Origin of the sequence: Pseudonocardia oroxyli (genome assembly GCF_900102195.1) — a bacterium.
In the GTDB taxonomy this organism is placed as follows: domain Bacteria; phylum Actinomycetota; class Actinomycetes; order Mycobacteriales; family Pseudonocardiaceae; genus Pseudonocardia; species Pseudonocardia oroxyli.
The window spans coordinates 109,956-124,840 of the sequence record NZ_FNBE01000001.1 but is presented as its reverse complement, the minus strand read 5'-3'; the positions used below and the strand labels follow the sequence as shown (position 1 = coordinate 124,840).

Here is a 14,885-nt window from a genome sequence, read left to right as displayed (position 1 = left end):
CCACACTGTGGATCTCACTGGCAGGGTCACCGCATGGACGCCCAGGACATCCGTCGCGCCTTCCTCGACCTGCTCGCCGCCGACGGGCACGCCATCGTCGCGCGCGCGCCGATCGTCCTGCGGGACGACCCGACCACCCTGTTCACCGGTTCCGGCATGCAGCCGCTGCTGCCGTACCTGCTCGGGGCGGACCACCCGGACGGGGCCCGGCTCGCGGACGTCCAGCCGTGTCTGCGCGCCCAGGACATGGACGAGGTGGGCGACAACCGGCACACCACGTTCTTCGAGATGCTCGGCAACTGGAGCCTCGGCGACTACGAGAAGGCCGAGCAGATCCCGCGGCTCTTCCGGTTCCTGGTCGACACGGTCGGGCTCGACCCGAACCGGATCTACGTGTCGTGCTTCATCGGCGATCCGGAGCACGGCATCCCGCGGGACGAGGAGAGCGCCGCGATCTGGGAGCGGCTGTTCACCGAGCGCGGGGTCAGCGCCGACCGCATCGACCTCGACACCGAGGAGTACGGCAACGAGCACGGCTCGCAGGGCGCCCGGATCGCGTTCTACGGGCACAAGAACTGGTGGAGCCGCTTCGGCGGGCCCGACGAGATGCCCGCGGGGGACCCCGGCGGACCCGACTCGGAGGTCTTCTACTACTTCCCGCAGGTCGAGCACGACCCGGCGTTCGGGCGCTACCCGCACCAGAACTCCGACGGCGGCCAGTACCTGGAGATCGGCAACTCCGTCTTCATGACCTACCGCAAGACCGAGGACGGCGGGTTCGCCGAGCTGCCCCGCCACAACGTGGACTTCGGCGGTGGCCTCGAGCGGATCGCCGCGGCCTCGATCGACAGCCCGGACGTCTACCGCATCTCCCTGGTCTGGCCCATCGTGCAGGCGTTGGAGGAGGTCTCCGGCAAGTCCTACGACGACTACACCGAGAGCATGCGCGTGGTCGCCGACCACCTCCGCGGCGCGGCCTTCCTGGCGGCGGACGGGGTGAAGCCGGGCAACAGCAAGCAGGGCTACGTGATGCGCAGGCTGGTCCGGCGCGCGTTGCGCTTCGGCCTGGACCTGGAGCTGACGGCCGGGGTGGCGGCGGACCTGGTGCCGGTCGTCGGGCGGCTGTACGCGGACGTCTATCCCGAGGTCGCGGCGCAGGAGGCCGCGATCGTCGCGGTGCTGCAGAAGGAGGAGAAGCAGTTCGCGAGGACCCTGCGCAAGGGCCTGTCGCTGCTGCGTCGGCTGAACCGTCAGGGCGAGACGGTCACCGGCGCCCACCTCTTCGAGCTGCACGACACCTTCGGCATGCCCCTGGAGCTGAGCCTGGAGGAGGCGGCCCGCAAGGAGTACCCCCTGGCCGACGACTGGCGCGCGTCCTTCGACACCCTCATGCAGGCACAGCAGACGAGGTCGAGAGCCGCCGTCTGAGGCCGGACCGTGTGCAGTGTGGAGCCACAATGCCGGGTCAGGTGGTGAGGGCGTCCACGACCTGCGTGAGGGACTCCGCGACCCGGTGGAGCGCATCCGCGGGCAGAGCGGCCAGGCAGACGCGGACGTCCCAGGTCGGGGCGCCGAACCCCGCACCGGGCAGCACGACGACGCCGTGGTCGTGGGCCAGGCGCACCGGGACCCGGGTGGGGTCCTGGGCCCGCAGGCGCTCGACGCCCGCCTCGCCGTGGCGCACCCGCGCGACCGCCTCGAGATCGACCAGCGCGTAGTACAACGTGTCCTGGCCGCCGGGGGCGTCGACGCCGAGCGGCCCGAGGAGGGCGGCGGCGCGGGCGGCGAGCTCCTCCCGCAGCGACGCGGTGGGCGCGGCTCCGGACGGCAGCAGGTGCGACAGGGCGAAGAAGGCCATCTGCACCTGGTCCGGCGTGGCCAGCCCCGCGATGTTGTGCAGCGCCACCTCCCGGCTGTCCGCGACCATGCGGGCCACGAACGGCAGCGCCGCGGGGTCCGCGGTGACCGACTCGTAGCGGGCCGCGGTGGCGGGGGTGAGCAGCTCGTCCAGCAGGGAGTCCGCGGCGAGCGCGACGAACCCGAGCCGGTTGCCCGTGGCCCCGGCGTTCTTGGAGAAGCTGTGCAGGCAGATCACGTTCCGCGGGATCTCGGCGAGCAGCCCGCGGAAGCCCTCGACGAACGTCGCGTAGACGGTGTCCGCGACCACCACCAGGTCCGGCCGCTCCGTCGCGACCAGCGCGGCGAGCTCGGCGAGCCGCTCGGGCCGCATCGCGCGGGTGTCCGGGTTGCCCGGGTTGATCACCATGAACGCCTTGATCGCGGGGTCCCGCAGGGCCGCGGTGAGCTGCCCCGGCTCGAACCGGTAGGCCGCGTTCGGGGCCGCCCGCACCTCGACGATCTCGAGCCCGAAGTCCGCCAGTGCCGGGATCTGCAGGTACGGCGTGAACACCGGGGCGGCGATCGCGACCTTGTCCCCGGGCCCGAGGATCCCGTTCTCCTTCAACGACCGGAAGGTGTACGCCATCGCCGCGGCCCCGCCCTCGGTGCCGAAGACGCGCAGCGGGACCCGGGCCCCGGTCACCTCCTGCAGGTACCGCTCCATGACGGACTCGCAGTGGCGCAGCATCCGGGTGGGGGAGGGGTAGCCGTCCCCGAGGATCGCGCGCACCCACTCCGACACCAGCTCGTCCGGGTCGGCGCCGAGCTCGGCGACCACCCAGTCGACGGCGGCGCGCAGGAAGTCCGCCGGGTCCAGCCCGGCGACCAGCCGGTCCGCGATCCCCTCCGCGACGGGTGTGCGGCCCCAGTACGGGTCCTCGGCGACCGGGGAGCCCGCGGCCACCGCCTCCTCCACCGCGAACGTGCCGAGGCGGAAGAACGCGGCGCGAGGTGCGGTCGCGATCCAGTTCGGCTGGCCGCGGCCGGCGTCGAGCACCGGGAGACCCGACCGACGGGCCTCCGCCGTGAGCGCGGGCTGGGCGGCCGGGCCACGGTCCGGCTCGCGCGGGGCGGTGTCGGCGGTCGGGGCGGCCATCGCGGTCTCCTCGGACAACCAGCGGAAACAGGGGTGGAAACGACGGAGGGTCGGCCACCGATGACGGCGGCCGACCCTCGGTCCACGTTTGGTGGAGGACACAGGAATTGAACCTGACAGGGCGCCCCAAGTGCGCATCCCCCGTGCAGAACGAAACCTAGCGCACACCGTTTCGTCACCGCAAGGACACTCGTCAGATTCGATGATCTTCGGATCCGCCGCCGCCCGAGAACCCCGCAGCGAGCAGCTGCCGAGGAGTCGCGTCGGGGAGGTACGCCCTGGTCAGGGCGATCCCGATGCGCGGCAGATCCGCCTCGTCACGGAACGCGAGATGGACGGGTTCGTAGCGCGGCGAGAACTTCGCCTTGAACGCGTGCAGCGACCGGAAACCGTAGAACGGCTCCAGCGCCCCGCCCAGCTTGTCGAGCAGCCGGTCGGTGCGGTCGAGCTCGGCGGGCACGTCCCCGCGGGCCAGCGGCGCCCCGGAGAGCGAGATGAACGCATAGCCCTCCTTGCCGAACGCCAGGCAGGCCGACGCGATCATGAACTCCATGACCGACCGGAACCCGTCGGTGCGCCGCCGCATGACGTCGAGGGTCCAGCCGTGCACCGTCCCGTCGGGCCCGTAGACGGGCATCCAGGACGTCACGCCGTGGACGCTGCCGGTCCCGTCGATCGCCAGGCCGACCTTGACCAGCGGGTCGAGGGCCTCGTCCACCCCGCCGAGGGTGAAGCCCATCTCGGGCAGGCCCTTGTCCCCGACCCACTGCTCCGAGATCGCCCGGACCTGAGCGAGGATCGCGAAGGACTCCTCGGCCAGGGTGACCAGCCGGAACTCGATGCCCTCGCGCTTGGCCTTGTTCAGCGCGGTGCGGATGTCCTGCCACTTCTTGCCCTTGAACGCGATGCCGGGCAGGTCGATGAGGGTGTCCTCGGCGATCTGCACGGTCCGCCACCCGGCCGCGCGCGCGGCCTCGGCGGCGGCGTCGGTGACCGAGAACAGGCAGGGGGTGAGCCCGCCGCGCTCGGCCTCCGCGGTGAACTCGGAGACGGCGTCCGCGATCGTGCCCGCGGGGACCACCGGATCGGCGAGGGCCAGCGCGATGCCGGCGTGGCGCTGGTAGCCGACGTAGCCGCGGCCGTCCCGGGTGAAGTAGTAGCGCATCTCCGGCCACAGCGTCATCCAGGACATCGTGGAGCCGCCGACGGTGGTCAGGAGGGCGCGGGCGCGCGTCTCCGCGTCCTCGCCCACCTGCGAGCCCACGATCCGCCGCCGGATCGGGACCCGGAACGAGCGCCGGTTGAACAGCAGCGTCAGCAACAGGCCGAGCCAGAGCAGGCCGGTGCCGATGGTGACGCTCGGCGAGGAGATGTCGATCTCCAGATCCGGCCGCGCGGCCTGCACGCTCAGCCCGACCACGGCCGCGACCAGCGTCAACGCGTTGATCACGCCGAGCACCACGGCCGCCCACCACGCCCACCGCTTGCCCAGGCGCAGCGCGTTGGCGATCACGGCGATGATCACCACGTCGACGGCGACGTCGAGCAGGGTGTCGCTGCCGCCGGTGGGGCCGAACGGGCCGCGGCCCGGGAACAGCAGCACCACCAGCTCCGTCAGCCCGATGGCGAGCAGGAGGGCGAACGCCAGCAGCCGGGTCTCGCGGCGGGTCCGCGGCCCGAACCCGGGCTCGACGCCGAACAGCCGCTGGCCCACCACGAGCCCGACGCTCACCGCGAGCAGGTGCGAGACGTCCGACAGGGTGCCCTCGAACAGCACCGCGACGAGCACGTAGAAGCCCAGCGCCGCCCGCACCCGCAGCCGCCAGGGCGAGCGCAGCGCCGCGGTCGTCACGGCGAGGACGGTGAGGGTGCCGGTGGTGAACCCGGCGTCCCGGATCGTCGCGAGGTGCTGGGCCCACGGCCACGGGAACCCGGACAGGGCCCAGACCAGCAACGACGCCGCCAGCACCCCGCCGATCTGCCCGAGCACGGCGGTCACGGCCACGACCCGGGTGCCCATCCGGATCTCGCAGGCGCCGACGATCAGCGCGAACAGCAGCAGGCCGCTGAGGAACTGGCCGGGGGTGATCGCGAAGAACGGGCCGGTGAGGAAGGTCCACACCCTTCCCTCGCGCAGCGCGGGCACGCCGTAGGCGACCTCCGGGAACCAGCCCTCCCGCCACAGCGGGCGCCAGATCGTGCGGCCCACGATGCCCGCCACCAGCAGCAGCGCGACGACGGTGAGCGTGAACGGGATCCGCGACCACGCCTGGGGCAGCATCCCGGTCAGCCGGGAGGCCCACGCCTCGAAGGTGACCGTGCGGGTGGGCAGCGGGGCGGACGCCGCGGGTGCGTCCGCGGCCGTGACCGGCGCGGACGAGCGGGGCCCGGGTGCCTTCGTCGGTGGTGGGGTCGGTGCCACGGGCGGGCTCGCGGGCTCGGGGGTGGCGGCCGTGGTCACTGTCGGATCCCGATCCGCTGCCCCAACCAGTCCAGCGCCGGTGGCAGGGCCGCGTGCGGCACCGCCCACGAGTGCCCCTGGTCCGGGACCACCTGCGTCTGCACGGTCATCCCGGCCTGCCGGGCCGCCGTCGACAGCTGGGTCGTCCACTGCCCCACCTCCTGCTCCTCGCTGCCGTTCGCGAAGTAGCCCCAGACGTCCGGGTAGCGGTTCTGCCGCAGCAGCGTCAGGGGGGCGACCGCGTCGAAGGCCGCCTCGTTCCCCCCGAACGCCTGCTGGACGTCCTGGGCGTGGTCCGCGCTGATGGCGGGCTGCAGCTCACCCGCCACGTCGATGAAGTTCGGGTAGATCTGCGGGTGCATCGTGGCCATCTGCAGCGCGCACGTGCCCCCGTAGGACCAGCCGCCGAAGGCCCAGTGCGCCTTGTTGGAGTCGATCCCGAGGTTGCCCTCGATCCAGGCCGGCACGTCCTGGGACAGGTAGGTGTCGGCCTTGGCGATGGTCGAGTCCATGCACATCGAGTCCGCGGAGTCGGCGCCGTTCGGGTCGACGACGACGGCGACCGGCGCGAGCCCGCCGTGCGCCGCGGCGACGCCGTCCATCAGCTCCTGCAGCTGCCCGCCGACGACCCAGTCCTCCGGGCCGCCGGGCTGCCCCGCCACCAGCACCAGCACCGGCAGCAGCGGCGGGTTCGGGGAGTTGTAGGCCGCCGGGAGGTAGATCTGCGCGGGCCTGCCCGTGAAGCCGGACCTCGTGCCCGGGATCGGCGCCGTCACGATGCTCGAGGCACCCGTCGCAGGCCCCCGCCACCGGGAGACGACCGGGGTGGTCATCGACCGGGAGGGCGCCCCGGTCCCGCCCGAGAAATGACGCTCGTCCTCGGTGCTGGAGAGCAGGGCACCGAGCGTGGGGTACTGCGAGAAGTACACGTTGACCTGGGACGCGCAGGCGACCAGCACCACCAGCCCGCACAGGACGGCGGCCACGCTGCGGCCCACGCCCGTGCGGATGAGCGCGCCGACCGCGAGCACCACCGCGAGGACCGCGACCGCACTCCACACGAGCACGGTGGTGGGCAGCGGCTCCGGCACCAGCTGCAGCACGTCGACGACGAGGCGGTTGAGCAGCGCGTAGGTCAGCGCCGCGAGCAGCACCGCGAGCAGCAGGGACACCACCGCGCCGCGCCCCCGCCGGGCGAGCAGGCCCGCCATCGCGAGCGCACCGAGCCCGAGCACCGCGAGTGGGACCCACCCGTCGACCAACGAGACGCCCATTCCGCCCCTCTACGGCTAGCCCGACCGCGCGAGGGTAGCGAGCATGATCGGTCCGGCGGTAGGGATCCGGGTCCGGTGTTTCAGCCCAGTTGGTCGGAATAGGGGACGCGGGGACCGTCCGCGGGCAGGCGTTCGTTGACGGCGTGCGCGAGCAGGTCGTGGTCCCGCCGGGCCAGGGCCCGCCGCCCCGCGACCGCCGCGACGAGGTCGTCGGCGGACAGCGCGCCGCCGAGGGTCAGGTAGTCGACCCACACCGCGTCCGCGTCGAGCCCGGCCCGGTCCAGCCCCTGCTGCAGCTCCCGCCTGCCGCGCGACTCCAGCCGCGTCCACGCCGGGTCCCCGTCAGCCATGGGGCCGGTGTACCCACGATCACGGTTCGAGACACCAGCGCACGACGCCGGGGCGCACCCCGCTGAGCCCCTTGTAGTCCGCGACGTCGTCGGGCAGGGCGGCGAGCACCCGCCCGACCCGCCGCCGCCAGGCGGGGACGGCCGCGAGCTCGTCGAGGGAGAGCAGGTGGGTGCGGATCAGGAACAGGACCGCGCCCGAGGCGCCCAACCGGATCAGGTGCTGCAGCTCCACACGCAGGTGCACGCGCCGTCCGAGCTCGGCGGGCGCTGCCGCGGCGAGGGCCGCGCGCTGCGGCTCCCACTCCTCGCGGACCTCGGTGGAGAGGTCCAGCCTGCGATCCACGGACAGGGTCCAGTTGAGCCTGCGGTACTCGGCCCCCGGCGGCAGCCGCAGCAGGAACTGTTCCGCCCTGGTCAGGACGCCGGCCTGGTGGACGCGGGCCACCACGGGCCGGTGGACCTCCGCGAACCGCATGCCGGTCACGAAGGCGAGCGACCAGTCCGCCGCGAACGCGACGGCGCCCGCGTCCACCCACAGGGCGTCCTCGCGCTGGTCGAGCAGGACCACGTCCTCCTGCAGCTGACCGTTCAGGAACCCCAGCGGCCCACCGGGCAGCGACTCGTCGTCCCCGACCGTGAACCGCTGCTCGACGCCGAGGAGGTCGTTGCGCCACAGGCACTGCGGGCCCTCGACGAGCGCCATGTGCGCGGGGCACTGCGCGGCGAGCTCGCGCAGCAGGGTGAGCAGGGCGTCCCAGGCGGCGGGGCGCATGTGGGGGAGCAGCTGCACCCGTGACGGGTCCCGGGCGACCACCGCGGCGCGCTCGGCCACCTCGGTGCGGTACTCGTCGTCGGGCTCGACGATGCCGGCGCCCCACTCGCCCGCGGCGGTCGCCACCGGCACCCGGGCGGGTTCGACGTTCGTGGTGTAGGTGAAGGTGTCGGCCGCGAGCGGGAAGGGGAAGCGGGACAGGCGGGTCACAGGTCGAGCTCCACGAGGGTCTCGGCGCGGGAGACGCAGGGCATGATCGCGGCGGCGCGCTCCTCGGGGGCGAGGTAGTGGTCGCGGTGCAGCGGGCGCCCGCCGAGCAGGGGCAGCCTGCACTCGCCGCACACCCCCTGCCTGCACTGGGACGGCACGGCGAGTCCGGCGGCCTCGAGCGCGCCGAGCAGGGTGGTGCCCTCGGGCACGGCGAGGTCCCGGCCGGTGCGTCGGAGCCGCGCGGTGAACGCCACGCCCGGCTCCGGCGCGGCGGTGAAGCGTTCCCGGTGGATGCGGGCGCCGGGCCAGCCCGCGCGGGCGGCCGCGTCGACCACCCGGTCCTGCAGGCCGGGCGGTCCGCAGACGTAGAGGTGGGTGCCGAGGGGCTGGTCGGTGAGGTCGAGCGCCCGCTCGAGATCGGCCCGGCCGGCCTCCCGCAGCCGGTCGCCGAGCAGCGCGCGCAGCTCGGCGGCATACGCACCGCGGCGGTGCACGTAGACCATGCGCACGTCCTGTCCCCAGCGGACGGCCTCCCGCGCGTGCGACAGCAGCGGGGTCACGCCGATCCCCCCGGCGACGAGAAGGTGCCGCCGCGCGGTCCGGACCGGCGCGAAGGTGCTGCGCGGCCCGCTCACCTCCACCCGGTCACCCGGAGCGAGTCGGTGCAGCCACGACGAGCCCGCACCCTGCCTGCGGACGGCCACGACGTACGGGTCGGTGTCGACCAGCGAGTACGCGTTCCGCCGGTCCCCGCAGGTCAGGACGACGTGCGCGCCGGGCGGGGCCGCGGGCGGCGGGCCCCCGCGCGGGTCGGCCAGGGTGAGCTCGCGGATCCCCGGCGCGGGATCGGCCGTGCGCGACACGACGAGCTCGGTCACGCGCCCGACCAGGATCCGAGGTGGGCGCCGTGGACGGTCGAGACGTGGTCGTGCACGGCCATCCGGAGCCCGCACCCCGCGCAGTCCAGGACGGCCGCCGCCGTGCGGGTCGCGGTGCGGCAGCGGGCGCAGCGCACCACCCGCTCCCGGGAGTCGGTCACGTACAGGGTGATCTCCGCGTCGAGCAGCACCCCCGCCCGCGCCCGCAGCGCGAGCAGGTCCGCCTCCGGCCCGGCCAGGAGCAACCGGTAGCCGACCCGGGCCGCGGTCAACCACGCGTCGAGCGGGGGAGCGGGACCGAACCAGGTCTGGACGGGCCTCCCCAGCTCCCGCAACCGGGTCCCCCACGCCTCGGCCACGGGCCGGGCCGCTGCGTCGACGGCGACGATCCCGAAGGTCCGCCCGCTCTCGTCGACCGCCACGCGCCCACCCTCCCCGACGCCGGTGAACCGGGCGTGAACGCGGGGTTCCGCCCTCAGCCCAGCTCGGGCCAGGTGAGGGCCGCCGCGCCCCAGGTCGCCCCGCCACCGAACGCCGCGAGGGCCACCTTGTCGCCGGGCTGCAGCAGGCCGCGGTCGTGGGCGTCCGACAGGGCGACGGGGATGGAGGCGGCGGCGGTGTTGCCGACCCGGTCCAGGTTCATCACCACGCGGTCGGCGGGCAGCCCGAGGCGCTGGGCCACCGCCGCGAGGATCCGGCTGTTGGCCTGGTGCCCGACGAACCGGTCCACGTCCGCCACCCCCCAGCCGACGGTCTCGAGCACCTCGCGGGTCGACCCGGTCATCCGCTCCACGGCCTGCCGGTAGACCGCCTGGCCCTGCATGGCGAACCAGCGCTCGTCGCCCTCCGGGTCCCGGGAGCCCCCGCCGGGGGTGATGATCAGGTCCTCCTGGCCGCCGTCCGCGCCGAGGGTGATGGCGTGCACCCCGCCCCCGCCCGCGCGCAGCACCACGGCGCCCGCGCCGTCGCCGAACAGGAACGCCGTGCGGCGGTCCTCCGGGTCGACGATCGTGGAGAACGTGTCCGCGGCGACCAGGAGCACGGAGTCCGTGACGCCACCCGCGATCATGCCGGTCGCGGTGGAGAGGCCGTAGAGGAAGCCGGAGCAGACGGCGTTGACGTCGAACGCCGGGATCGTGCCCAGGCCGAGCTTCGCCGCGACCAGCGGCGCCGTGCCCGGACAGGTGCGGTCCGGCGTGGTCGTGGCCAGCACCAGCAGCCCCACCTCGCCGGTGCCGCCGGTGCGCAGGTCGTGCTTGAGCGCCCGGGCGCCGGCCTCGGCGGCCAGGTCGGACGTGGCCGTGCCGGGGTCCACGTGGTGGCGGGTGGCGATGCCGCTGCGGCTGCGGATCCAGTCGTCCGAGGTGTCCAGACGGGCCACGAGGTCGTGGTTCGTCACCACCCGCGGGGGGAGCGCGTGCCCGATCCCGGTGATCCGGGGGAGGCGGTCCTGCATGCGGGACACCTGGCTTCGGTCGGCGACGGCGGACCGGGACCAGTCTTCCACGTCGTGGGGTTCGCACAACTGGGGTGTGACGGGGCTGTCCGGAGTTGACAACTGGGTCTTCCTCGGAAACCCTGGCCGCACTCGAGGAGGAGGCGCGATGGAGTGGACCGGCGCGCGGTACGCGGACGGCCCGACGGTGCAGGTCGAGACCTGGGTCGATGCGCCCCCGGAGCGGGTCTGGCCCGCGGTGGTGGACGTGACCGCGATGCCCGACCAGAGCCCGGAGATCGTCCACGTCGAGTGGCTCGACGGCGGTCCGGAGGTCGGCTCCCGGTTCCGCGGGCGCAGCTCCCACGCGTCGCTGGGGGAGTGGGAGACCGTCTCCCACGTCGTCGAGTGCGAGGAGCCGCGGGTGTTCGCCTGGGCCGTCGCCGATCCCGACCAGCCCACCGCCACCTGGCGCTTCACCCTCGACACGGTCGACGGCGGCACCCGGCTGCGCCAGTGGGTGCGGATGGGGCCCGCGCCGTCGGGGCTGAGCCTGGCGATCGAGGCGATGCCGGACAAGGAACAGAAGATCGTGTTCGTCCGGCTGCGCGAGTTCGAGCGGAACATGACCGGCACCGTCGAGGCGATCAAGAAGCGCGTCGAGGGGGCATGAGGACCGCCACCACCGTCGAGGGGGCCGGGTCGGTCGAGTTCGTCGTCGAGGCGGAGAAGCTGGGCCTGGACGACGTGTACGTCGCCGAGGCCTGGGGCCCGGACGCCGTGTCCGTCCTCGGCCATCTCGCCGCCCGCACCTCCCGGATCCGCCTGGGGTCCGGGGTCCTGCAGGTCGGCACCCGCTCACCAGTCGCGATCGCGCAGGCCGCGCTCTCGCTGGCCGAGCTGTCGGGCGACCGGTTCGTCCTCGGGCTCGGTCCGTCCGGGCCGCAGGTGGTCGAGGGCCTGCACGGGGTGCCGTTCGCCCGGCCCCTGACCCGGCTGCGCGAGACGCTGGACGTGGTCCGGCAGGTGTGCGCGGGGGAGAAGGTGGAGCTGCACGGGTCCACGGTCCGGATCCCGCTGCCCGGGGAGTCCCGTCCGATGCGGGTGTCGGTCGCCCCGCGGGAGATCCCGGTCTACCTGGCGGCGCTGTCCCCGGCGATGCTGCGGCTCACCGGCGAGACGGCGGACGGCTGGCTGGGCACGAGCTTCGTGCCCGAGGGCGCGGCCGCCTACTTCGGGCCGCTCGACGAGGGCCTGGCCGCAGCCGGTCGCACCCGGGCGGACCTGGACGTCTGCCAGGGTGCGGAGGTCGGCTTCGCGCGGGACGAGGCCGAGCTCGCCGAGATGGTCGCCGCGCGCAAGCCCGGCCTGGCGTTCAGCCTCGGCGGCATGGGGTCGGCCCGCACGAACTTCTACAACGCCGCGTACTCCCGCCAGGGCTGGGCGGACGTCGCGGCCGCCGTCCGGGAGCGGTGGCAGGCGGGTGACCGCGTCGGCGCGGCCGACCTCGTGACGGACGAGATGGTGCTGGCCACGACCCTGCTCGGCACCGAGGAGGGGGTCCGGGAGCGCCTGCGGGTCTGGCAGGCCGCGGGCGTGGACACCGTCCGCCTCTACCCGGCAGGCGAGACCCTCGACGAGAAGCTGACCACCCTCGGCCGCGCCCTCGATCTGGTCCCGTGATCTGCGGCTGCGCCGCTCGTGCGTGGTAAGTGGTGCCAGAGCACCACTTACCACGCACGAGCGGCGAAGCCGCAGCTCTGCAACCTGAGTGCAACGGTTGTCGCGGGCGCCGCGCCGGCGTGACCGTGGACACATGAGAGCAGCGCGGTTCCACGGGCCCGGCGACATCCGCATCGACGAGATGCCCGACCCGCAGGTCGGCCCCGGCCAGGTCGAGATCGCGGTCGAGTGGTGCGGGATCTGCGGCACGGACCTGCACGAGTACCTCGAGGGCCCCATCTTCATCCCCCCGAAGGGCGAGCCGCACCCGCTCACCGGCGTCGAGCTCCCGGTGGTGCTGGGCCACGAGTTCGCCGGGGTGGTGGCGGCGGTCGGGGCCGGGGTGAGCGGGGTGTCGGAGGGCGACCGGGTGGCCGTCGAGCCGTACTGGGTGTGCGGGACGTGCGTGGCCTGCCGGTCCGGGCGCTACAACGTCTGCCGCAGCCTCGGGTTCGTTGGCCTCGCCGGGGACCAGGGCGGGTTCGCCGAACGGTGTGTGGTCGACCAGCGCTGGGTGCACCCGCTCGGCGACCTCCCGACGGACCTGGGCGCGTTCGTCGAGCCCCTCGCCGTCGGCTACCACGCGGTCCGGCTGTCCGGGATGCGGCCGGGAGGCACCGCCGTCGTCTACGGCGCCGGGCCGATCGGCCTGGTCACCACCGCGGCGCTGAAGGCCGCGGGCGCGGGTCGGGTGATCGTCGTCGAGCCGGCGGCGGCGCGGAAGGCGAAGGCCGGGCCCGCGGGCGCGGACGTCGTGATCGACCCCGTCACGGACGACGCCCCGGCCGCCGTGCTGGACCTGACCGGCGGCGGCGCGGACGTCGCGTTCGAGTGCGCCGGGATCGACGCCGTACTGGCCTCGGCGATCGCGTCGGTGCGTCCCGGCGGCACGGTCTGCAACGTCGCGATCTGGGGCCACGTCCCATCGGTCGCGGTGAACGACCTGGTCATGAGCGAGGTGAACCTGATCGGCTCGCTCGCCTACTGCGACGACCACCCGTCCGTGATCGAGCTGCTGCAGAGCGGCCGCGTGGACGCCGCGCAGTTCATCTCCGGCCGCATCGGGCTCGACGACCTGGTGACCGGCGGGTTCCGCGAGCTGATCGACAACAAGGAGGAGAACGTCAAGATCCTGGTGTCGCCCAAGGAGGTCCTGGCATGACCGTCGCCCTGGTGACCGGAGCCGGCCGCGGCATCGGCCGCGCGATCGCGCTCCGGCTCGCGAAGGACGGCCACGCCGTCGCGGTGAACGACGTGAACAAGGCGGGCGCCGAGGACGTCGCGGCCGCGATCACCGCGGCGGGCGGCCGTGCGCTCGCCCTCGGCGGTGACGTCGGGGACAGCGAGGCGGTGTTCGGGCTGGTCGCCGATACCGTCGCCCAGCTCGGCGGGCTGGACGTGATGGTCAACAACGCCGGGATCGCCCAGGTCAAGACGCTCCTCGAGGTCACTCCCGAGGACCTGCAGCGGATGCTCGGGATCAACGTCGGCGGGGTGCTGTGGGGCATCCAGGCCGCCGCCGGGCACATGCGCGACCACGGCGGCGGGAAGATCGTCAACGCCTCGTCGATCGCCGGGCACTCGGGGTTCGACTTCCTCGGGCACTACTCGGCGAGCAAGTTCGCGGTGCGGGCGCTGACCCAGGCGGCGGCGAAGGAGCTGGGGCCGCACGGCATCACGGTCAACTCGTACTGCCCGGGCATCGTCGGCACGGACATGTGGGACCTGATCGACGAGAAGCTCGGCCCCTACCTGGGCAAGGAGCGCGGCGAGACGCTCAAGGCCTACACCGAGCTGATCACCCTCAAGCGGGTGCAGACCCCCGAGGAGGTGGCCGGGTTCGTGTCCTACCTCGCCGGTCCCGACGCGGACTACATGACCGGCCAGTCGGTGATGATCGACGGCGGCATCGTGATGGTCTGACGGCCGCGCTCGTGAGTGGTAAGTGGTGCTCTGGCACCACTTACCACGCACGGGCGGCGGAGCCGCGGATCACAGCTGGGCGCGCAGGGCGGCCCGATCGTGGCGGGACATCGACTCGCCGCCGAGCGTCGGGGCGGAGCCGACGAGCAGATGGGTGTAGGGGTGCTGCGGTTCGCCGATGACCTGCGCCGTGGGCCCCTCCTCCACGATCCGGCCCTGGTAGAGCACCGCGATCCGGTCCGTGACCCCGGCGACGGACCCGAGGTCGTGGGAGATGAACAGCTGACCGACCGACGACCGCAGGTCCAGGAGCAGCTCCAGCACGGCGGTGCGGCTGCTCGCGTCGAGCGCGCTGACCGGCTCGTCGCACAGAAGCAGCCGCGGAGAGGTGATCATGGCGCGGGCGATCGCGGCACGTTGGCGCTGGCCGCCGGACACCTCGGACGGGAGCCGGGCGGCCAGGTCCGGGTCGAGGCCGACCCGGACCAGTGCCTCCGCGACGCGACCGGCCACGTCCGCAGCCCCGCGGACCTCCCACGCCTCGCCGACGGACCGTCCGACCGGCAGGTCCGGGTCGAGGCTCTGCAGCGGGTCCTGGAACACGTACTGCACGGCCCCGGCGCGGCGGAACTCCCGCAGCGCCCGGCCGCGCAGCCCGGCCACGTCGACCCCCGCCACGCGGGCCGACCCGCGCTCGATCCGGTTGAGCCCCAGCAGGCTGCGGGCGAGGGTCGTCTTCCCGGAACCCGTCTCACCGATCAACCCGACGATCTCGCCGGGCCGCACAGTCAGGTCGACCTCGTGCAGGATCTCCCGACGCCCCAGGGACACCACGAGGTCGCGGACCTCCGCCAGCGCAGCCGCC

General features: G+C 73.8%; 14 protein-coding genes. 5 read left to right on the top strand and 9 right to left on the bottom strand.

Annotated features, from left to right (window positions below; genetic code table 11):
- Positions 1-33: 33 nt before the first annotated feature.
- Entirely contained in the window at positions 34-1,428 is a 1,395-nt protein-coding gene (locus BLS43_RS00600) for an alanine--tRNA ligase-related protein (protein WP_093074890.1), read from the top strand.
- Between the two features lie 37 nt (positions 1,429-1,465).
- Here the strand turns inward: BLS43_RS00600 and BLS43_RS00595 are convergent, their stop codons facing one another.
- The 8 genes from BLS43_RS00595 to BLS43_RS00560 form a co-directional block, all read right to left on the bottom strand.
- Positions 1,466-2,995 carry a bifunctional aspartate transaminase/aspartate 4-decarboxylase gene (locus BLS43_RS00595; protein WP_143029903.1) on the bottom strand — a complete coding sequence of 510 codons (1,530 nt, stop codon included), beginning with the start codon at positions 2,993-2,995 and terminating at the stop codon, positions 1,466-1,468.
- 193 nt (positions 2,996-3,188) lie between these two features.
- The gene (locus BLS43_RS00590) at positions 3,189-5,456 is read right to left on the bottom strand and encodes a bifunctional lysylphosphatidylglycerol flippase/synthetase MprF (protein ID WP_245707220.1); all 2,268 of its coding nucleotides are present in this window, start codon (positions 5,454-5,456) and stop codon (positions 3,189-3,191) included.
- A complete protein-coding gene (locus tag BLS43_RS00585; protein WP_093074884.1) occupies positions 5,453-6,730 on the bottom strand; it encodes an alpha/beta hydrolase in 1,278 nt (425 codons plus the stop codon). The genes BLS43_RS00590 and BLS43_RS00585 overlap by 4 nt, the downstream gene beginning before the upstream one ends.
- A gap of 80 nt (positions 6,731-6,810) precedes the next feature.
- Positions 6,811-7,080: a hypothetical protein gene (locus tag BLS43_RS00580; RefSeq protein WP_093074881.1), complete on the bottom strand. Its 270-nt coding sequence runs from the start codon at positions 7,078-7,080 to the stop codon at positions 6,811-6,813.
- Between the two features lie 19 nt (positions 7,081-7,099).
- Positions 7,100-8,062, bottom strand: coding sequence for a heme-dependent oxidative N-demethylase family protein (locus BLS43_RS00575; RefSeq protein WP_093074878.1), 963 nt, complete (start codon positions 8,060-8,062; stop codon positions 7,100-7,102).
- Positions 8,059-8,940 carry a PDR/VanB family oxidoreductase gene (locus BLS43_RS00570; protein WP_218129659.1) on the bottom strand — a complete coding sequence of 294 codons (882 nt, stop codon included), beginning with the start codon at positions 8,938-8,940 and terminating at the stop codon, positions 8,059-8,061. The genes BLS43_RS00575 and BLS43_RS00570 overlap by 4 nt, the downstream gene beginning before the upstream one ends.
- The gene (locus tag BLS43_RS00565) at positions 8,937-9,362 is read right to left on the bottom strand and encodes a dimethylamine monooxygenase subunit DmmA family protein (RefSeq protein WP_093074875.1); all 426 of its coding nucleotides are present in this window, start codon (positions 9,360-9,362) and stop codon (positions 8,937-8,939) included. Before BLS43_RS00565 ends, BLS43_RS00570 begins: the two co-directional genes overlap by 4 nt.
- A gap of 53 nt (positions 9,363-9,415) precedes the next feature.
- Positions 9,416-10,396, bottom strand: coding sequence for a beta-ketoacyl-ACP synthase III (locus tag BLS43_RS00560; RefSeq protein ID WP_093075998.1), 981 nt, complete (start codon positions 10,394-10,396; stop codon positions 9,416-9,418).
- A 148-nt stretch (positions 10,397-10,544) separates the two neighbouring features.
- Between BLS43_RS00560 and BLS43_RS00555 the strand changes: the two genes are divergently transcribed.
- The 4 genes from BLS43_RS00555 to BLS43_RS00540 all read left to right on the top strand — a co-directional run bounded on the left by BLS43_RS00555 (position 10,545) and on the right by BLS43_RS00540 (position 14,020).
- Positions 10,545-11,048 (top strand): SRPBCC family protein, encoded by a 504-nt coding sequence (locus tag BLS43_RS00555; protein ID WP_093074872.1) that lies wholly within the window; start codon positions 10,545-10,547, stop codon positions 11,046-11,048.
- Entirely contained in the window at positions 11,045-12,058 is a 1,014-nt protein-coding gene (locus BLS43_RS00550) for an LLM class flavin-dependent oxidoreductase (RefSeq protein ID WP_093074869.1), read from the top strand. Before BLS43_RS00555 ends, BLS43_RS00550 begins: the two co-directional genes overlap by 4 nt.
- A gap of 133 nt (positions 12,059-12,191) precedes the next feature.
- Positions 12,192-13,259, top strand: a complete 1,068-nt coding sequence (locus tag BLS43_RS00545) for a 2,3-butanediol dehydrogenase (protein WP_093074866.1) — start codon at positions 12,192-12,194, stop codon at positions 13,257-13,259.
- The gene (locus BLS43_RS00540) at positions 13,256-14,020 is read left to right on the top strand and encodes an acetoin reductase (RefSeq protein WP_093074863.1); all 765 of its coding nucleotides are present in this window, start codon (positions 13,256-13,258) and stop codon (positions 14,018-14,020) included. Before BLS43_RS00545 ends, BLS43_RS00540 begins: the two co-directional genes overlap by 4 nt.
- Positions 14,021-14,089: 69 nt before the next feature.
- Here the strand turns inward: BLS43_RS00540 and BLS43_RS00535 are convergent, their stop codons facing one another.
- Complete coding sequence (locus tag BLS43_RS00535) at positions 14,090-14,854, bottom strand: ABC transporter ATP-binding protein (protein ID WP_245707219.1); 765 nt, start codon at positions 14,852-14,854, stop codon at positions 14,090-14,092.
- Positions 14,855-14,885 lie beyond the last annotated feature (31 nt).